Genomic DNA, 17,509 nt, shown 5'->3' on the forward strand with positions numbered 1-17,509 from the left:
AGAGTTTTCATCTGTTTTTTGTAAAAGTGAACACCGCAATCTGTGGATAACCATGCTCAATTCCATCGGATAACCGGTAGTTATCCAAAGAACAACCGCTGATGCTTTTTCGCTCTGTGTATAACTACGCGTTTAGATCCCAGCTTATACGGCGTGGGATCACCGATCATTCACAGTTAACGATCCGGATCATGCTCTTGAAATTCCTCAATAATTGCTGCTTATCCACAAGAGAAGCGGATCCTAATAAGAGATCTAACAGAGAGATCATTTAAAGAATAAAGATCTTTCTTTTAAAACCTAACGATCCCGACGCTTTCGTCATTGCCTGAATTTAAGTAGAATCCACGGCCCAGGGCAGCGATCCCTGATCGAATACTTGCGAGGTGCAGTACCATGTTTTATCCAGATCCTTTTGACGTCATCGTAATTGGTGGCGGTCATGCGGGCACTGAGGCCGCAATGGCGGCTGCCCGAATGGGTCAGCAAACGCTGTTATTAACCCATAACATTGATACGCTGGGACAAATGTCTTGTAACCCGGCGATCGGTGGTATTGGCAAAGGACATCTGGTTAAAGAAGTGGATGCATTGGGCGGCCTGATGGCTACCGCGATCGATCGTGCCGGGATTCAGTTTAGGATACTAAACGCCAGCAAAGGCCCGGCGGTACGTGCAACACGCGCCCAGGCCGATCGGGTACTGTATCGTCAGGCAGTACGTACGGCACTGGAAAACCAACCTAATTTGATGATCTTCCAACAGGCGGTGGAAGATCTAATTGTGGAAAACGATCGCGTGGTCGGTGCGGTAACCCAGATGGGGTTGAAATTCCGTGCCAAAGCGGTGGTATTAACCGTAGGAACTTTCCTTGACGGTAAAATTCACATTGGGCTGGATAATTACAGCGGAGGTCGCGCGGGCGATCCGCCGTCTATCCCTCTTGCCCGTCGCTTGCGAGAGCTGCCGCTACGCGTTAGCCGCCTGAAAACCGGGACACCGCCGCGTATTGATGCCCGAACCATTGATTTCAGCGTCTTGGCGCCGCAGCACGGTGATAATCCGATGCCGGTGTTCTCATTTTTAGGCAATGCTGCGCAACATCCGCAGCAGATGCCATGTTACATCACCTACACCAATGAACAGACGCATGAGGTTATTCGTCAGAACCTCGATCGCAGCCCAATGTATGCTGGCGTCATTGAAGGGATCGGGCCGCGTTATTGCCCGTCGATTGAAGACAAGGTAATGCGCTTTGCCGATCGCAATGCGCACCAGATCTTCCTTGAGCCAGAAGGGCTGACCAGTAACGAAATTTATCCGAATGGTATTTCCACCAGCCTACCTTTTGACGTGCAGATGCAAATCGTTCGTTCGATGAAAGGGCTGGAAAATGCGAAAATCGTCCGTCCGGGCTATGCCATTGAGTATGATTTCTTCGATCCGCGTGATTTAAAACCGACGCTGGAAAGTAAATATATTCAGGGGCTGTTCTTTGCCGGCCAGATTAACGGCACTACCGGTTATGAAGAAGCGGCGGCGCAAGGGCTGCTGGCTGGTCTGAACGCTGGACGTCTGGCGGCGGATAAAGAGAGCTGGGCGCCCTCACGTTCTCAGGCTTACCTTGGTGTGTTGGTGGACGATCTCTGTACGCTCGGTACCAAAGAACCGTATCGCATGTTTACCTCGCGTGCCGAATATCGATTGATGCTACGCGAAGATAACGCTGATCTGCGTCTCACCGAAATTGGCCGAGAACTGGGTCTGGTGGATGACGCGCGCTGGAGCCATTATAACCAGAAGCGCGAAGCGATTGAGCTGGAGCGTCAGCGCTTGCGTGATATTTGGGTGCATCCAAAATCAGACGCTATCAGTGATATCAACGCAGTGCTGAACGCCGGGCTGACGAAAGAAGCCAGCGGTGAGGATTTATTGCGTCGTCCGGAACTGACTTATGCCCAGCTTACCGCCCTGAATTTGTTTGCGCCGGGCTTAAACGATCGGCAAGCGGCTGAACAGGTTGAAATCCAGGTCAAATACGAAGGTTATATCGCCCGGCAGCAGGAAGAAATTGAACGCCAGCAGCGCAATGAAAATACGCTGTTGCCCGCCGATCTTGATTATCGCAATGTCAGTGGGTTGTCGAATGAGGTGATCGCTAAGCTTAACGATCACAAGCCCGGATCGATTGGCCAGGCTTCACGCATTTCGGGGATAACGCCTGCGGCGATCTCTATTTTGCTTATCTACTTGAAAAAACAGGGCTTGCTACGTAAAAGCGCCTGATGTTTTACACCGGGGCGAATCTGTGCCCCGGTAACCACTATTTCCGCAATCACTGGACTTCGCTGTGATCAACAAACTCTCCTCTCTATTAAATGCGGCCAACATTTCGCTGTCCGATCTGCAAAAACAACAGCTTATTTCCTATGTTGAGCTGCTGCACAAATGGAACAAAGCCTATAATCTGACCTCGGTGCGCGACCCTATGCAGATGTTAGTGCGCCATATTCTGGATAGTATTGTGGTTGAGCCTGCACTAGAGGGAAATCGGTTTATTGATGTCGGTACAGGTCCTGGTTTGCCCGGTATTCCGCTGGCGATTGTACGTCCTGATTCGCACTTTACGCTGCTGGACAGTTTAGGAAAGCGCGTGCGTTTTTTGCGTCAGGTACAGCATGAGTTAGGGTTAAATAACGTTGAACCGGTACAGGCGAGGGTAGAAGCTTACCCGGCAGAACCGCCTTTTGACGGAGTGATAAGCCGGGCTTTTGCCTCGTTGAACGATATGGTGAGCTGGTGTCATCATTTACCGGCGGAAAATGGCGCCTTTTACGCGCTGAAAGGCGTGCGTCCGGATGATGAAATGACGGCATTGCCGCAAGGTTTTGCCGTTAAGAAGGTGCTTTCCTTACAAGTCCCGGAGTTAGAGGGAGAGCGTCATCTGGTGATCGTAAAGCGTGCGTAGTTTACAAATACCTCTTTTTTTCCTTTCCAATGCTAAGCTCTTCAGTGGAAGGCTTAGCAAAAATTAGCCTTTCGTGCATTTTTTTCGTTTCATGTACGCCGCGACCGTGTTTCGTCGATGTTAAAAGCCACCATACTGGTGAAATGACAATTTTAGTTACATTTAACCTTAATTTCACATTCCGTTATCATAAAGATCACTTTTTTTGGTGCGTTTTGGAAAATTAATAATCACGCACGAAAATATATCTTGTTTATAAATCGGCGAAAGTAACCTGATTTTTTATTGGAAAAGTTTGCCGTCGATGTCAATAACCGCTTTTTATCATGCTTAACAACAGTTTCTAAAGTAATTCAATTTAACTTTATGATTTTAAATGAAAATATAATATCACGTCATAATAAAATAAGAATAATCTTGCTCAAAAAAAGGTCATTGCATTGTTGAATTGTGATCTGTCGCACGCTTTATAAGCAAGCTTTGGCGGGTATTGCAGGAATTTAACTGTGGTTTACCGTTGGCAACAGTTTTGAAAAATAGCCTTGTCGAAAGAAATTTAAATAATTGTTCACCTTTTCGCTACTTATCGATTGAAATCGCAGGTGCGCCCCGTATAATTTGCTCGTTTTTTGCTGCTTGACTCAAAGGTCTAAAGGCAGTTTTATACGACACGCGACATACCCCGATCGGGTAGGAGAGTTTTAGCGTTATGTCAGTGTCTCTTTATAGTGTGAAGTTTGCCCGAACCCTGTTGCTGATGCAGTTGGTCACCTTAGTGGTAATCGGAGCGTTATTTGCCCTTAAAGATGTCACTTGGGGCGCCTCTGCTATCGCAGGTGGGTTGGCAGCCTGGCTGCCGAACGTGTTGTTTATGATTTTCGCCTGGCGCCTGGAGGCGCAAGCACCGGCAAAAGGCCGTGTCGCCTGGAGCTTCGCCCTTGGCGAAGTGGTAAAGGTGTTTGCCACTATCATTTTTCTCATCGTGGCGCTGGGTGTGTTTGATGCGGTGTTTGTGCCGCTCGGGCTAACCTGGTTATCGGTGCTGGTTGTTCAAATATTGGCACCGGCTGTAATTAACAACAAAGGGTAAGAGGCATCATGGCTGCAGGAGAAATCTCTACTCCGCAAGATTACATAGGCCACCATCTGAATAACCTTCAGTTGGACCTACGTACTTTCGAGTTAGTGAACCCGCACAACGCTCCGGCGACGTTTTGGGTATTAAATATCGATTCCATGTTTTTCTCCGTGGTGCTGGGTCTGATTTTCCTGGTGCTGTTTCGCAAAGTCGCGAAAAGCGTCACCAGCGGTGTCCCGGGTAAATTACAGGCAGCTATTGAGCTGGTGGTAGGTTTTGTCGACGGTAACGTGCGCGACATGTATCACGGTAAGAGCAAGTTGATTGCTCCACTGGCCCTGACGATTTTCGTTTGGGTGTTCTTGATGAACTTCATGGACCTGTTGCCTATCGATCTACTGCCTTACATTGGCGAAAAATTCCTGGGGCTGCCGGCACTGCGCGTTGTACCGTCCGCTGACGTCAACGTTACGCTGTCGATGGCACTGGGCGTATTTATTTTGATTCTGTTCTACAGCCTCAAAATGAAAGGACTTGGCGGTTTTGCTAAGGAACTGACCTTACAGCCTTTTAATCACCCGATCTTCATTCCCATCAACCTGATTCTTGAAGGTGTTAGCCTGCTGTCAAAACCGGTTTCACTCGGTCTGCGACTGTTCGGCAACATGTATGCGGGTGAACTGATCTTTATCCTGATTGCGGGTCTGTTGCCGTGGTGGTCACAGTGGATTTTGAATGTGCCGTGGGCCATTTTCCACATCCTGATTATCTCGTTACAGGCTTTCATTTTCATGGTCTTGACGATTGTCTATCTGTCGATGGCATCTGAAGAGCATTGATTTTTTCTTAACACTACTGCGTTTTAACTGAAACAAACTGGAGACTGTCATGGAAAACCTGAATATGGATCTGCTGTACATGGCTGCCGCTGTGATGATGGGTCTGGCGGCAATCGGTGCTGCGATCGGTATCGGCATCCTCGGAGGTAAATTCCTGGAAGGCGCTGCGCGTCAACCGGATCTGATTCCTCTGCTGCGTACGCAGTTCTTTGTGGTAATGGGTCTGGTGGATGCTATCCCGATGATCGCTGTTGGTCTGGGTCTGTACGTGATGTTTGCTGTCGCGTAGTAACCAAGTGTTCATCAAAAGGCGCTAAGCGCCGGCTGGTGAACGGCTTCTGCGCGTTGTTTTTGATAAGCGTAGAGTAAGTTAACTTAACAAGAGGCATTGTGCTGTGAACCTTAACGCAACAATCCTCGGCCAGGCCATCGCGTTCGTCCTGTTTGTCCTGTTCTGCATGAAGTACGTATGGCCGCCGATTATGGCTGCCATCGAAAAGCGCCAGCAAGAAGTCGCTGAAGGCCTTGCTTCCGCAGAACGCGCCAAAAAAGATTTGGATCTCGCGCAGGCTAATGTGACCGACCAGCTGAAGAAAGCGAAAGAAGAAGCCCAGGTAATTATTGAGCAGGCCAACAAACGCCGTTCACAAATTCTGGATGAAGCGAAAGCTGAAGCTGAGCAGGAACGTAACAAGATCGTCACGCAGGCTCAGGCGGAAATTGACGCTGAGCGTAAACGTGCTCGTGAAGAGTTACGTAAGCAAGTCGCGATGTTGGCTGTGGCCGGCGCCGAGAAGATCATCGAACGTTCCGTGGATGAAGCTGCTAACAGCGACATCGTAGATAAACTGGTCGCTGAACTGTAAGGAGGGAGGGGCTGATGTCTGAATTTATTACTGTAGCTCGCCCCTACGCCAAAGCAGCTTTTGACTTTGCTGTTGAGCATCAAAGCGTTGAACGCTGGCAGCAAATGCTGTCATTTGCCGCAGAAGTCGCTCGAAATGAACAGATGACGGATCTCCTTTCCGGTGCTTTGGCGCCGGAAGCGATGTCGGCGTCTTTCATCGCTATCTGTGGCGATCAACTCGACGAAGCTGGCCAGAACCTGATTAAGGTTATGGCAGAAAATGGGCGTTTGACAGCGCTTCCTGCTGTACTGGAGCAGTTCATTCACTTACGTGACGCGCATGAAGCGACTGCGGAAGTTGATGTGATCTCCGCCAATACACTGAGTGACGAACAGCTGGCAAAAATCAGCGCCGCGATGGAAAAACGTCTGTCACGCAAAGTTAAGCTGAATTGCAAAATTGATAAGTCTGTAATGGCAGGCGTCGTCATCCGTGCGGGTGATATGGTTATTGACGGCAGTGTACGTGGCCGTCTTGAGCGTCTGGCAGACGTCTTGCAGTCTTAAGGGGACTGGAGCATATGCAACTGAATTCCACCGAAATCAGCGAACTGATCAAGCAGCGCATTGCTCAGTTCAATGTAGTGAGCGAAGCTCACAACGAAGGTACTATTGTTTCTGTAAGTGACGGTATCATCCGCGTACACGGCTTGGCCGATGTTATGCAGGGTGAGATGATTGCCCTGCCGGGTAACCGTTACGCTATCGCATTGAACCTGGAACGCGATTCCGTTGGTGCGGTCGTTATGGGTCCGTATGCTGACCTTGCCGAAGGCATGAAGGTTAAGTGTACTGGCCGTATCCTGGAAGTTCCGGTTGGCCGTGGCCTGCTGGGCCGTGTAGTGAACACCTTGGGTGACGCTATCGACGGTAAAGGTCCGGTTGATAACGACGGTTTCTCGCCGATTGAAGTTATCGCCCCAGGCGTTATTGAACGTCAATCCGTTGATGAGCCGGTTCAGACTGGCTACAAATCTGTCGATGCGATGATTCCAATTGGTCGTGGCCAGCGTGAGCTGATCATCGGCGACCGTCAGACCGGTAAAACCGCGCTGGCGATCGATGCCATCATTAACCAGCGTGATTCCGGCATCAAATGCGTGTACGTAGCCATTGGTCAGAAAGCTTCTACCATCGCGAACGTAGTACGCAAACTGGAAGAGCATGGCGCGCTGGCTAACACTATTGTCGTGGTCGCTTCTGCATCCGAATCCGCCGCGCTGCAATATCTGGCGCCATATGCCGGTTGCGCGATGGGCGAATATTTCCGTGACCGCGGTGAAGATGCGTTGATCGTGTACGATGACCTGTCTAAACAGGCTGTTGCTTACCGTCAGATTTCACTGTTGCTGCGCCGTCCGCCGGGACGTGAAGCATTCCCTGGCGACGTGTTCTACCTCCACTCTCGTCTGCTGGAGCGTGCGTCTCGCGTTAACGCGGATTACGTTGAAGCCTTTACTAAAGGCGAAGTGAAAGGGAAAACCGGTTCACTGACCGCGTTGCCGATTATCGAAACGCAGGCGGGCGACGTTTCGGCGTTCGTTCCGACCAACGTTATTTCGATTACCGATGGTCAGATCTTCCTGGAATCCAACCTGTTTAACTCCGGTATTCGTCCGGCGGTTAACCCAGGTATTTCGGTTTCCCGTGTTGGCGGTGCCGCTCAGACCAAGATCATTAAGAAACTGTCCGGTGGTATTCGTACCGCGTTGGCACAGTATCGTGAACTGGCGGCGTTCTCGCAGTTCGCTTCCGATCTGGATGATGCAACCCGTAAACAGCTAAGCCATGGTCAGAAAGTGACCGAGTTGCTGAAACAGAAACAGTATGCGCCGATGTCTGTTGCGCAGCAGGGTCTGGTGCTGTTCGCGGCCGAGCGTGGCTTCCTGAACGATGTTGAACTGGCGAAAGTCGGTAGCTTCGAAGCGTCGCTGTTGGCTTATGCCGATCGTGAGCACGCCGAGCTGATGCAAGAAATCAACCAGTCTGGGAACTACAACAACGAAATCGAAGAGAAGCTGAAAGGCATCCTCGAAACGTTTAAAGCAACCCAGTCCTGGTAATGTCTGGCGGCTTGTCTGAAAAGGCAGGCCGCAAGGCTTTGAGGAGAAGCTAATGGCCGGCGCAAAAGAGATACGTAGTAAGATCGGCAGCGTAAAAAATACGCAGAAGATCACCAAAGCGATGGAAATGGTCGCCGCCTCCAAAATGCGTAAAACGCAAGAACGCATGGCGGCCAGCCGTCCGTATGCAGAAACCATGCGCAAAGTGATTGGTCACATTGCGCTGGGTAATCTGGAATACAAGCACCCTTACCTGGAGGAGCGCGACGTTAAGCGCGTCGGCTACCTGGTCGTATCTACCGACCGCGGGCTTTGTGGTGGTTTGAACATTAACCTGTTCAAAAAATTGCTGGCGGAAATGAAAGGCTGGAGCGATAAGGGCGCCGAGAGCGATTTGGCGATTATCGGTTCTAAAGGCCTGTCATTTTTCAGTTCCGTAGGCGGCAATGTTGTCGCGCAGGTCAGCGGAATGGGGGATAACCCGTCGCTGTCCGAACTGATTGGCCCGGTAAAAGTGATGTTGCAGGCATACGACGAAGGTCGTATCGATAAGCTGTATGTTGTCAGCAACAAATTTAATAACACCATGTCCCAAACTCCAACGATCACGCAATTGCTGCCGTTACCGCCAGCAGAAGGCGAAGAAGATCTGAAGAAGAAAACGTGGGATTACCTGTATGAGCCGGATCCGAAAGTGCTGCTGGATACATTACTGCGTCGCTATGTCGAATCCCAGGTTTATCAGGGCGTGGTGGAAAACCTGGCCAGCGAGCAGGCCGCGCGTATGGTGGCGATGAAAGCTGCAACCGATAACGGCGGTAACCTGATCAAAGAGCTTCAGTTGGTTTACAACAAAGCTCGTCAGGCCAGCATCACTCAGGAACTTACCGAGATCGTCTCGGGGGCCTCCGCGGTTTAACCAGGTATACCCTGCCGAGCGTTTGGCAGGCGGGGTATAAACGAATTAGGTAGAGGATTCAAGATGGCTACTGGAAAGATTGTCCAGGTAATCGGCGCCGTAGTTGACGTCGAGTTCCCTCAGGACGCAGTACCACAAGTGTACAGCGCCCTTGAGGTTAAAAATGGTGATGCTCGTCTGGTGCTGGAAGTACAGCAGCAGCTGGGTGGCGGCGTGGTACGTACCATCGCTATGGGTTCTTCCGACGGTCTGCGCCGTGGTTTGGAAACCGTTGACCTTGAGCACCCGATTGAAGTCCCGGTAGGTAAAGCAACGCTTGGCCGTATCATGAACGTGCTGGGCGAGCCGATCGATATGAAAGGCGACATCGGCGAAGAAGAGCGCTGGGCTATTCACCGTGCGGCGCCCACCTACGAAGAGCTATCCAGCTCTCAGGAATTGCTGGAAACCGGGATTAAAGTTATCGACCTGATTTGTCCGTTTGCTAAAGGCGGTAAAGTGGGTCTGTTCGGTGGCGCCGGTGTAGGTAAAACCGTAAACATGATGGAATTGATTCGTAACATCGCGATCGAGCACTCCGGTTATTCGGTGTTTGCCGGTGTGGGCGAACGTACCCGTGAAGGTAACGACTTCTATCATGAAATGACCGACTCCAACGTTCTGGATAAAGTATCGCTGGTATATGGCCAGATGAACGAGCCGCCAGGAAACCGTCTGCGCGTGGCGCTGACTGGCCTGACAATGGCGGAGAAATTCCGTGATGAAGGCCGTGACGTTCTGCTGTTCGTGGATAACATTTACCGTTATACCCTGGCCGGTACTGAAGTTTCCGCGTTGCTTGGTCGTATGCCTTCTGCGGTAGGTTATCAGCCAACGTTGGCGGAAGAGATGGGTGTCTTGCAAGAGCGTATTACCTCTACCAAGACCGGTTCTATCACCTCCGTGCAGGCAGTTTACGTCCCTGCGGATGACTTGACTGACCCGTCTCCGGCAACCACCTTTGCGCACCTTGACTCTACGGTAACGCTGAGCCGCCAAATTGCGTCTCTGGGGATTTACCCGGCGGTTGATCCACTGGATTCCACTAGCCGTCAGCTCGATCCGCTGGTTGTTGGTCAGGAACACTACGATACCGCGCGTGGCGTGCAGTCTATTCTGCAACGTTACCAGGAACTGAAAGATATCATCGCCATTCTCGGTATGGATGAACTGTCAGAAGAAGATAAGCTGCTGGTGGCGCGTGCGCGTAAGATTCAGCGCTTCCTGTCTCAGCCGTTCTTCGTAGCAGAAGTCTTTACAGGTTCACCTGGCAAATACGTGTCGCTGAAAGAAACCATCCGTGGCTTTAAAGGCATCATGGAAGGTGAATTCGACCATCTGCCAGAGCAGGCTTTCTACATGGTGGGTTCTATCGACGAAGCCGCGGAAAAAGCGAAGAAACTGTAATTACGGTTTCCCGGGAGGTTAACTATGGCTATGACTTATCATCTGGATGTCGTCAGCGCAGAACAGCGTATGTTCAGCGGTGTGGTGCAAAAAATTCAGGTGTCAGGCAGCGAAGGCGAACTGGGGATTTACCCTGGCCATGCGCCGCTGCTCTCTGCCATTAAACCTGGTATGATTCGTATCGTTAAACAGCACGGCGAAGAAGAGTATATTTATCTCTCTGGCGGCGTACTGGAAGTGCAGCCGGGTACGGTTACCGTACTGGCCGATACGGCAATTCGCGGTACCGATCTCGATGAAGCGCGCGCGCTGGAAGCAAAACGCAAAGCGGAAGAGCATATGAACAGCTCCCACGGCGATGTGGATTTTGCTCAGGCCTCAGCAGAACTGGCGAAAGCTATTGCCAAGTTGCGCGTCATTGAATTGACGAAAAAAGCGATGTAATTCAGGTCGTATGGATGTAAAAAAGCCAGCCACATTATATATGGCTGGCTTTTTCTTAGATTATCTAAAAATTAGAGGGCTTAGTTTTTGTTTCTTACATACCGGAGTTAAAGGTTAGACGATAGTCGCGAATCATCTCAGCTGCAGCGTCTTTACCATAAATTACACCTGTAACCATGCCAAATACTGGTCCTACGATAGCGCCAAGAATTGCCCCTACACCTTGTGCAATAATACCGCCTACACCATGTGATTTACTACCCGGGCCGCCGCCAATAATTAGACCTGTCGCTAATCCATCAATGAGGCCAAATACTAAACCTTCGACTGCTTCACCAAAACTCTCAACATAACCACCGCTAACCTGCTGTACTTCGTATACGTTTAATTCTTTCATCATAATTTCCTTATTAAAGTTTTATTTACAGACCCTCTGTCTGTAGAGGAAATATTAAGAACTTTAGGTCATGATGCATATAGTAATTTCTTATAAAATGACAAGGTTAAATTCTTAATTTTCTAAGTGAAATAACATGAGGCTTGGAGGAGTTTCTGACATTACGTGTAGATTTTTGAACGCTATCAGTGTCTAATTTATGGAAATTCTGGTGGTGAATATCTTTATGTCAAATAACCCAATGAGTGTGGTGATCCTTGCCGCTGGCAAGGGGACCCGCATGTATTCGGATCTTCCTAAAGTCCTGCATACGCTGGCAGGGAAACCCATGGTGCAACACGTTATCGATGCTGCAAAACACCTTGGCGCGCGTAAGGTGAATCTGGTCTATGGGCACGGTGGCGATCGGCTGAAATCGGTATTGAATGATGACTCACTGAATTGGGTGCTGCAGGCCGAACAGCTCGGTACTGGCCACGCGATGCAACAAGCGGCGCCGCATTTTGCCGATGATGAAGATATTCTGATGCTGTATGGTGACGTGCCCCTTATTTCAGTCGAAACGCTGGAACGCCTGCGTGCCGTTAAGCCACAGGGTGGCATCGGGTTGCTAACAGTAATACTGGATAACCCGACCGGCTATGGTCGCATTGTGCGTCAGCAGGGCGAAGTGGTCGGGATTGTCGAGCAGAAAGACGCTAATCCTGAGCAACTGGCAATTCAGGAAATTAACACCGGCATTCTGCTGGCCAACGGCGGCGATCTTAAGCACTGGCTAAGCAAACTGAACAATAACAACGCCCAGGGCGAATATTACATTACCGATGTTATTGCCCTTGCCCACCAGCAGGGCCGCCACATTGCAACAGTCCATCCGACACGTAGCAGCGAAACCGAAGGGGTGAATAATCGTCTGCAACTGGCAACCCTGGAGCGTGTTTATCAGGCCGAACAAGCAGAGAAATTGCTATTGGCTGGCGTTATGTTACGCGATCCGGCGCGTTTCGATTTGCGAGGTGAACTGCAACACGGTCGTGACGTGGAAATCGATACGAATGTGATTATCGAAGGCCGGGTCAAACTCGGTAACCGGGTTAAAATCGGTAGCGGCTGCGTGATTAAGAACAGCGTAATTGGCGATGACTGTGAAATCAGCCCTTATACGGTGATGGAAGACGCCGATCTTTCTGACGCCTGTACCGTTGGCCCCTTCGCACGGCTGCGACCGGGGAGCGAATTGGCGGAAGGCGCCCATGTTGGCAACTTTGTCGAAATGAAAAAAGCCTCGCTTGGCAAAGGTTCGAAAGCCGGTCATCTCAGCTATTTGGGCGATGCTGAAATCGGGTCTGGAGTGAATATTGGCGCCGGTACCATCACCTGTAACTACGATGGCGCGAACAAATTTAAAACCATCATCGGTGATGATGTGTTTGTCGGTTCCGACACCCAACTGGTGGCGCCAGTTAGCGTTGCGAAAGGCGCGACGATTGCGGCTGGCACCACGGTTATGAAGGATATTACCGACGCTGCTTTAGTTTATAACCGTAAAGAACAAAACCATAAAACTGGCTGGCAACGTCCGGTCAAAAAGAAATAACACCATAATAATCCCCACCTCTACACGGCTCGGGGAACCGGTTAATACCGGAATAATCAGGTCAGAAGACAATATGGATGGCGGTATTCTCTGAGAGAAACGCCATGGATTCAGGAATACAAACATGTGTGGAATTGTTGGCGCGGTCGCGCAACGTGATATCGCAGAAATTTTGCTGGAAGGTCTGCGCCGCCTGGAATATCGCGGGTATGACTCCGCGGGCTTGGCGGTAGTTGATCAACAGGGCCAGGTTACCCGCCTGCGCCGTCTTGGCAAGGTACAGAAACTGGCTGAAGCGGCGGATGAGCATCCGTTGGTTGGTGGTACCGGGATTGCCCATACCCGCTGGGCGACGCACGGTGAGCCGTCAGAGAAAAATGCGCATCCGCATATCTCCAGCCATATTATTGTGGTGCATAACGGAATTATTGAGAACCATGAACCGCTGCGCGAACAACTGATTGCCCTTGGCTATCAGTTTGCTTCTGAAACCGATACCGAAGTTGTGGCGCACTTGGTTCACCATGAGCAACAACAGCATGGCGGAACGTTGCGCGAGGTGGTTTTACGGGTTATTCCACAACTGCGCGGCGCGTATGGCATGGTCATTATGGATAGTCGCGATCCGTCGGTGCTGGTGGCCGCTCGTTCAGGCAGCCCGCTGGTGATTGGGCGCGGCGTCGGCGAAAATTTTATCGCCTCCGATCAATTAGCCTTGCTGCCGGTTACTCGCCGTTTTATCTATCTGGAAGAAGGCGATGTGGCGGAAGTGACGCGCCGCGAAGTTACGATTATCGATCGCGCGGGTCAGCCCGCGACGCGTAGCGAAATTGAATCCAGCGTGCAGTACGATGCCGGTGATAAAGGTGTTTATCGCCATTACATGCAAAAAGAGATTTATGAGCAACCGTTAGCGATTAAAAACACCTTAACCGGGCGCTTTAGCCACGGTGAAGTGGACCTTTCCGAACTGGGCGCAGAAGCCAATACATTACTGTCGCAGGTTGAACATATTCAGATTGTCGCCTGCGGAACGTCGTACAATTCCGGCCTGGTATCGCGCTACTGGTTTGAAGCCTTAGCCAACGTTCCTTGCGATGTGGAAATTGCCTCTGAGTTTCGTTACCGCAAATCGGCAGTACGTAAAAATAGCTTGCTGATTACCCTCTCTCAATCCGGGGAAACCGCCGATACGCTGGCGGCCCTGCGCTTATCGAAAGAGCTTGGCTATCTGGGTTCACTGGCGATTTGTAACGTTGCCGGCTCCTCGTTAGTGCGTGAGTCTGATTTAGCGCTAATGACCAAAGCCGGTACTGAAATCGGCGTGGCTTCCACTAAAGCGTTCACCACGCAACTGACGGTGTTGCTGATGCTGGTGGCGAAAATGAGCCGCCTGAAAGGTGCCAATCCACAGGTTGAACACGACATTGTTCATGCCCTACAGGCGTTACCGAGCCGCATTGAGCAAATGTTGGCGCAGGATAAGTTGATCGAAAGCCTGGCGGAAGATTTCTCTGATAAGCATCATGCGTTATTCCTTGGTCGCGGCGATCAGTATCCGATTGCGATGGAGGGGGCGCTGAAGCTGAAAGAGATTTCTTACATCCATGCAGAAGCTTACGCGGCGGGCGAACTCAAACATGGCCCGTTAGCGCTGATTGATGCAGATATGCCGGTTATCGTAGTGGCGCCGAATAATGAACTGCTTGAGAAACTGAAATCGAATATTGAAGAAGTACGCGCTCGCGGCGGTTTGTTGTATGTTTTTGCCGACCAGGATGCCGGGTTCAGCGATAGCGAAGGTATGCGTATCATTCCGTTGCCACACGTCGAAGAAGCGATCGCGCCGATATTTTATACCGTGCCGCTACAGTTGCTCTCCTATCATGTGGCGTTGATTAAAGGTACTGACGTCGATCAGCCGCGTAATCTGGCGAAATCGGTCACGGTAGAGTAGCCAACTCACCGGTGATAAAATCAAAATCCGGCGCCTTATCGTAAGGTTGCCGGATTTGCTTGCAGTCTTTGGGTTCCTCTTTATACTAAAAAGACAAGGTGATGGCGTTCCACCTTCCCCAACCGCCCCTTCAGGGCTGATGACGCCTGATATGACTCTTGATTTCCAGGAGATATGTCAGGCCGAATAAAATTCCCCCTCCGGCCCGCGTATTTCCCTTACCGGGGGGCACCTCTTTGATACACGTTTTTGGTCATACCCATCCTGACAGCGATGCTATCTGCACTGCCGTGGTAGCCGCACATTGGCTCACGCTCCGTAACCATCCCGCTCGTGCCTGGCGGCTCGGTGAAGCGAATCGGGAAACGCGCTTTATTTTCGAGCAGGCCGGTATCCCTTTGCCAGAACGGCTAAATATTCCTCTTAAAAATGAACAGGTTTGGCTGGTTGACTTTACTGAGCCTGCTCAGGGGCCTCTCGACCTGCTGCAAAGTCAGATCCTGGGCATCATCGACCATCATCGCTTGGGCGGGTTAACCACACAGTTGCCGCCGGAGGTCTGGATAAAACCGGTTGGCAGTAGCGCCACACTATTGTGGATGCTGATGGATACCGATGCCCGGCACTCCTTGCCGCCAACCCTCGCCATCCTGTTGTTGGGCGCGCTGCTCAGCGACACAGTCAATCTTCACTCACCGACCTCCACGGAGGACGACATTCGCATCGCCACCGAACTCAGCGTGGTGTCCGGTGTGAACCGTAAATCTTTTGCGCGTGAACTACTGCGCGCCAAAACCGATATTGCTGACCAGTCAGCGGAGCAACTGCTGGATAAGGATCTCAAGGCCTTCGTCATCGCCGGGATAGATGTGCGTATTGCTCAGCTTGAAGTGAGCTCGCAGCAGCAGATTGCTCCGCTTATTGATGACCTGCACGCTGCCATGATGGATATGGCAAGCCAAACTGGCGCGGGACTGGTGGTGTTGATGCTTACCGACATCACAGATTGTTATTCCACGCTGTATTTCGCAGGACGGGAGAGCCGCAACATGGCTTCCTGCTCCGTACCGGGCATGCTCAGCAGAAAGAAACAGCTTCTGCCATGGCTTGAGGCCCACCTTAACCAGAGTCGGAGTTAAATCATGAACAGTTACACGCATGCACTGGTACTGGTACACGGTAAAGAGGATGGAAGCCTGCTGCTCGCCGGGGCGGTCGCGTTGGCGCAGCCGTTAAATATGAAAATCACACTTGCTCATATTAGCGATGACTACCGCGAAATGAATTATGTCTCAGATAGCCTGATGGACGATGCCGTTTCGGAAGAAGTTGTGAAAGCGAAAGCACTGCTGAGCGAACTGTCTGCCTCGACGGACCAGGCGGTAGATACCCGCCAACTGGTGACCATGAGGCGCTTTGAGGATGTAGAAAAATGCATTGCCGAACTCGGTATTGACCTCGTTATTGCCGGACACCGTAACCGTCTAATGAGCGCTCTGACGTCCCGTTCGGCTGAATATATCAACCACCTAACCGTGGATGTTCTGATTAAACACATACATGACTAAGCCACAGGAGAAAACTATGAGTTTCACACTGGACAAGGTGTACGCCCGCGAAATTCTTGACTCGCGAGGTAATCCCACCGTTGAAGTCGAGGTATCTACCCCTGACGAGCAGATGGCGCGTGCGTCAGTACCCTCTGGTGCCAGCACCGGTTCACGGGAGGCGGCAGAGCGGCGCGATGGCGATGCCGGACGCTATGGCGGTAAAGGAGTGAAAAAGGCCGTTAACGCCGTAAATACCGAAATCGGTGAGGCCATTAGGGGAATCGACGTCCGAGAACAGCGCCATCTGGATAACCTAATGTTGGCGTTAGACGGCACAGAAAATAAAACCCGGCTCGGTGCTAACGCCATTCTGGCTGTGTCGCTGGCGGTCGCCCGGCTGGCAGCACAAGTCATGCAACAACCGCTGTACCGCTATCTCGGTGGGCTGCGGGCTAATCTATTACCGGTACCTTGTATGAATATTATCAACGGCGGCGTGCATGCCCGTGGACAAGGGGCTGACTTTCAGGAGTTTATGATAGCGCCACACGGTGCGCCGACGTTGAGTGAAGCGGTACGGCAGGGTAGCGAGGTTTACCAGGCACTGCGTCAAATACTGCTGGCGAAAAACCTCTCGGCGGCAGTGGGAGATGAAGGTGGGTTTGCGCCGACTGTTGCGTCCAACCGGGAGCCGCTTGAATTCATCGTTCAGGCGATTGAGAAGGCCGGTTATCGTCCAGGTGAGGATATCAGCATTTGTATGGATCCGGCATCAAGCGAGTTTTATCGGGACGGTAAGTATCATCTTCGCACCGAAAGCAGCGCACTGAGCGCCATTGAGATGACAGATTACTACGGTGAGTTAATGGACCAATTCCCTATCATACTGCTAGAGGATGGTCTGGCTGAAGATGACTGGGACGGCTGGAAGCATCTTTATCAGCAACTTGGCAGCCGGGCAGAACTGGTGGGTGATGATCTGTTTGTCACCAACGTGAAGTACATCCGTCGTGGCATTGAAGAGAACCTCGCCAGCGCAGCGTTGATTAAGCTTAATCAGATTGGTTCGTTAAGTGAGACTTTTGACGCCGTTGCCCTCTGCCAACAACATGGCTGGGGAGCCTTCATTTCACATCGCAGCGGTGAGACCACGGATACCTTTATCGCCGATATGACTGTCGCCCTGCGTGCCGGGCACCTGAAAACCGGCGCGCCTTGTCGAGGGGAGCGTGTGGAAAAATATAATCAACTGATGAGAATTGAGCAGGCATTGGGAGAAGGCGCGCAGTATGCGGGCCTGCAGGCGTTTACTCGTCGCGGATAAACCGTCAATCGCCGGGCGAA

General features: G+C 51.1%; 17 protein-coding genes and 1 riboswitch. Of the genes, 16 read left to right on the forward strand and 1 reads right to left on the reverse strand.

Going from position 1 to position 17,509, the window contains the following annotated elements:
* Positions 1 to 396 precede the first annotated feature (396 nt).
* From mnmG to PMPD1_RS21925, 11 genes are all read left to right on the forward strand, one after another.
* The gene (gene mnmG / locus PMPD1_RS21875; RefSeq protein WP_173636017.1) at positions 397 to 2,286 is read left to right on the forward strand and encodes a tRNA uridine-5-carboxymethylaminomethyl(34) synthesis enzyme MnmG; all 1,890 of its coding nucleotides are present in this window, start codon (positions 397 to 399) and stop codon (positions 2,284 to 2,286) included.
* Positions 2,287 to 2,350: 64 nt separating this feature from the next.
* A complete protein-coding gene (gene rsmG / locus PMPD1_RS21880; RefSeq protein WP_173636018.1) occupies positions 2,351 to 2,968 on the forward strand; it encodes a 16S rRNA (guanine(527)-N(7))-methyltransferase RsmG in 618 nt (205 codons plus the stop codon).
* Positions 2,969 to 3,677: 709 nt separating this feature from the next.
* Positions 3,678 to 4,058, forward strand: coding sequence for a F0F1 ATP synthase subunit I (gene atpI / locus PMPD1_RS21885; protein WP_173636019.1), 381 nt, complete (start codon positions 3,678 to 3,680; stop codon positions 4,056 to 4,058).
* A gap of 8 nt (positions 4,059 to 4,066) precedes the next feature.
* Complete coding sequence (gene atpB, locus PMPD1_RS21890; protein WP_173636020.1) at positions 4,067 to 4,885, forward strand: F0F1 ATP synthase subunit A; 819 nt, start codon at positions 4,067 to 4,069, stop codon at positions 4,883 to 4,885.
* Between the two features lie 49 nt (positions 4,886 to 4,934).
* Entirely contained in the window at positions 4,935 to 5,174 is a 240-nt protein-coding gene (gene atpE / locus PMPD1_RS21895) for a F0F1 ATP synthase subunit C (RefSeq protein ID WP_003849523.1), read from the forward strand.
* A gap of 106 nt (positions 5,175 to 5,280) precedes the next feature.
* Entirely contained in the window at positions 5,281 to 5,751 is a 471-nt protein-coding gene (gene atpF / locus PMPD1_RS21900) for a F0F1 ATP synthase subunit B (RefSeq protein ID WP_173636021.1), read from the forward strand.
* Positions 5,752 to 5,765: 14 nt separating this feature from the next.
* Positions 5,766 to 6,299 carry a F0F1 ATP synthase subunit delta gene (gene atpH, locus PMPD1_RS21905; RefSeq protein WP_173636022.1) on the forward strand — a complete coding sequence of 178 codons (534 nt, stop codon included), beginning with the start codon at positions 5,766 to 5,768 and terminating at the stop codon, positions 6,297 to 6,299.
* Positions 6,300 to 6,313: 14 nt separating this feature from the next.
* Positions 6,314 to 7,855 carry a F0F1 ATP synthase subunit alpha gene (atpA, locus tag PMPD1_RS21910; RefSeq protein ID WP_173636023.1) on the forward strand — a complete coding sequence of 514 codons (1,542 nt, stop codon included), beginning with the start codon at positions 6,314 to 6,316 and terminating at the stop codon, positions 7,853 to 7,855.
* A 52-nt stretch (positions 7,856 to 7,907) separates the two neighbouring features.
* The gene (gene atpG / locus PMPD1_RS21915; RefSeq protein WP_173636024.1) at positions 7,908 to 8,774 is read left to right on the forward strand and encodes a F0F1 ATP synthase subunit gamma; all 867 of its coding nucleotides are present in this window, start codon (positions 7,908 to 7,910) and stop codon (positions 8,772 to 8,774) included.
* Between the two features lie 63 nt (positions 8,775 to 8,837).
* Positions 8,838 to 10,220 (forward strand): F0F1 ATP synthase subunit beta, encoded by a 1,383-nt coding sequence (gene atpD / locus PMPD1_RS21920; protein ID WP_173636025.1) that lies wholly within the window; start codon positions 8,838 to 8,840, stop codon positions 10,218 to 10,220.
* Positions 10,221 to 10,244: 24 nt separating this feature from the next.
* A complete protein-coding gene (locus tag PMPD1_RS21925; protein WP_173636026.1) occupies positions 10,245 to 10,664 on the forward strand; it encodes a F0F1 ATP synthase subunit epsilon in 420 nt (139 codons plus the stop codon).
* Positions 10,665 to 10,758: 94 nt separating this feature from the next.
* On the opposite strand, the gene PMPD1_RS21930 is transcribed toward PMPD1_RS21925, so the two are convergent.
* On the reverse strand, positions 10,759 to 11,064 hold the full coding sequence (locus PMPD1_RS21930; RefSeq protein ID WP_173636027.1) for a DUF5862 family protein: 306 nt from the start codon (positions 11,062 to 11,064) through the stop codon (positions 10,759 to 10,761).
* 223 nt (positions 11,065 to 11,287) lie between these two features.
* On the opposite strand from PMPD1_RS21930, the gene glmU reads away from it, so the two are divergent.
* The 5 genes from glmU to eno all read left to right on the forward strand — a co-directional run bounded on the left by glmU (position 11,288) and on the right by eno (position 17,489).
* Complete coding sequence (gene glmU, locus PMPD1_RS21935) at positions 11,288 to 12,658, forward strand: bifunctional UDP-N-acetylglucosamine diphosphorylase/glucosamine-1-phosphate N-acetyltransferase GlmU (protein ID WP_173636028.1); 1,371 nt, start codon at positions 11,288 to 11,290, stop codon at positions 12,656 to 12,658.
* Positions 12,659 to 12,782: 124 nt separating this feature from the next.
* Positions 12,783 to 14,615 (forward strand): glutamine--fructose-6-phosphate transaminase (isomerizing), encoded by a 1,833-nt coding sequence (gene glmS, locus PMPD1_RS21940; protein ID WP_173636029.1) that lies wholly within the window; start codon positions 12,783 to 12,785, stop codon positions 14,613 to 14,615.
* An 88-nt stretch (positions 14,616 to 14,703) separates the two neighbouring features.
* Positions 14,704 to 14,771, forward strand: a riboswitch (Fluoride riboswitch).
* A gap of 80 nt (positions 14,772 to 14,851) precedes the next feature.
* A complete protein-coding gene (locus PMPD1_RS21945; RefSeq protein WP_173636030.1) occupies positions 14,852 to 15,754 on the forward strand; it encodes a DHHA2 domain-containing protein in 903 nt (300 codons plus the stop codon).
* A 3-nt stretch (positions 15,755 to 15,757) separates the two neighbouring features.
* Positions 15,758 to 16,183 (forward strand): universal stress protein, encoded by a 426-nt coding sequence (locus tag PMPD1_RS21950; RefSeq protein ID WP_173636031.1) that lies wholly within the window; start codon positions 15,758 to 15,760, stop codon positions 16,181 to 16,183.
* Between the two features lie 16 nt (positions 16,184 to 16,199).
* Positions 16,200 to 17,489 carry a phosphopyruvate hydratase gene (eno, locus tag PMPD1_RS21955; RefSeq protein ID WP_173636032.1) on the forward strand — a complete coding sequence of 430 codons (1,290 nt, stop codon included), beginning with the start codon at positions 16,200 to 16,202 and terminating at the stop codon, positions 17,487 to 17,489.
* Positions 17,490 to 17,509 lie beyond the last annotated feature (20 nt).

Source organism: Paramixta manurensis, from assembly GCF_013285385.1.
Taxonomy (GTDB): Bacteria; Pseudomonadota; Gammaproteobacteria; order Enterobacterales; family Enterobacteriaceae; genus Paramixta; species Paramixta manurensis.

Excerpts from the sequence above, each read along its gene's own strand:
- mnmG (WP_173636017.1), top strand. The coding sequence starts at position 397 with ATGTTTTATCCAGATCCTTTTGACGTCATCGTAATTGGTGGCGGTCAT.
- atpI (WP_173636019.1), top strand. The coding sequence starts at position 3,678 with ATGTCAGTGTCTCTTTATAGTGTGAAGTTTGCCCGAACCCTGTTGCTG.
- atpB (WP_173636020.1), top strand. The coding sequence starts at position 4,067 with ATGGCTGCAGGAGAAATCTCTACTCCGCAAGATTACATAGGCCACCAT.
- atpE (WP_003849523.1), top strand. The coding sequence starts at position 4,935 with ATGGAAAACCTGAATATGGATCTGCTGTACATGGCTGCCGCTGTGATG.
- atpH (WP_173636022.1), top strand. The coding sequence starts at position 5,766 with ATGTCTGAATTTATTACTGTAGCTCGCCCCTACGCCAAAGCAGCTTTT.
- atpA (WP_173636023.1), top strand. The coding sequence starts at position 6,314 with ATGCAACTGAATTCCACCGAAATCAGCGAACTGATCAAGCAGCGCATT.
- atpG (WP_173636024.1), top strand. The coding sequence starts at position 7,908 with ATGGCCGGCGCAAAAGAGATACGTAGTAAGATCGGCAGCGTAAAAAAT.
- atpD (WP_173636025.1), top strand. The coding sequence starts at position 8,838 with ATGGCTACTGGAAAGATTGTCCAGGTAATCGGCGCCGTAGTTGACGTC.
- PMPD1_RS21925 (WP_173636026.1), top strand. The coding sequence starts at position 10,245 with ATGGCTATGACTTATCATCTGGATGTCGTCAGCGCAGAACAGCGTATG.
- PMPD1_RS21930 (WP_173636027.1), bottom strand. The coding sequence starts at position 11,064 with ATGATGAAAGAATTAAACGTATACGAAGTACAGCAGGTTAGCGGTGGT.
- glmU (WP_173636028.1), top strand. The coding sequence starts at position 11,288 with ATGTCAAATAACCCAATGAGTGTGGTGATCCTTGCCGCTGGCAAGGGG.
- glmS (WP_173636029.1), top strand. The coding sequence starts at position 12,783 with ATGTGTGGAATTGTTGGCGCGGTCGCGCAACGTGATATCGCAGAAATT.
- PMPD1_RS21950 (WP_173636031.1), top strand. The coding sequence starts at position 15,758 with ATGAACAGTTACACGCATGCACTGGTACTGGTACACGGTAAAGAGGAT.
- eno (WP_173636032.1), top strand. The coding sequence starts at position 16,200 with ATGAGTTTCACACTGGACAAGGTGTACGCCCGCGAAATTCTTGACTCG.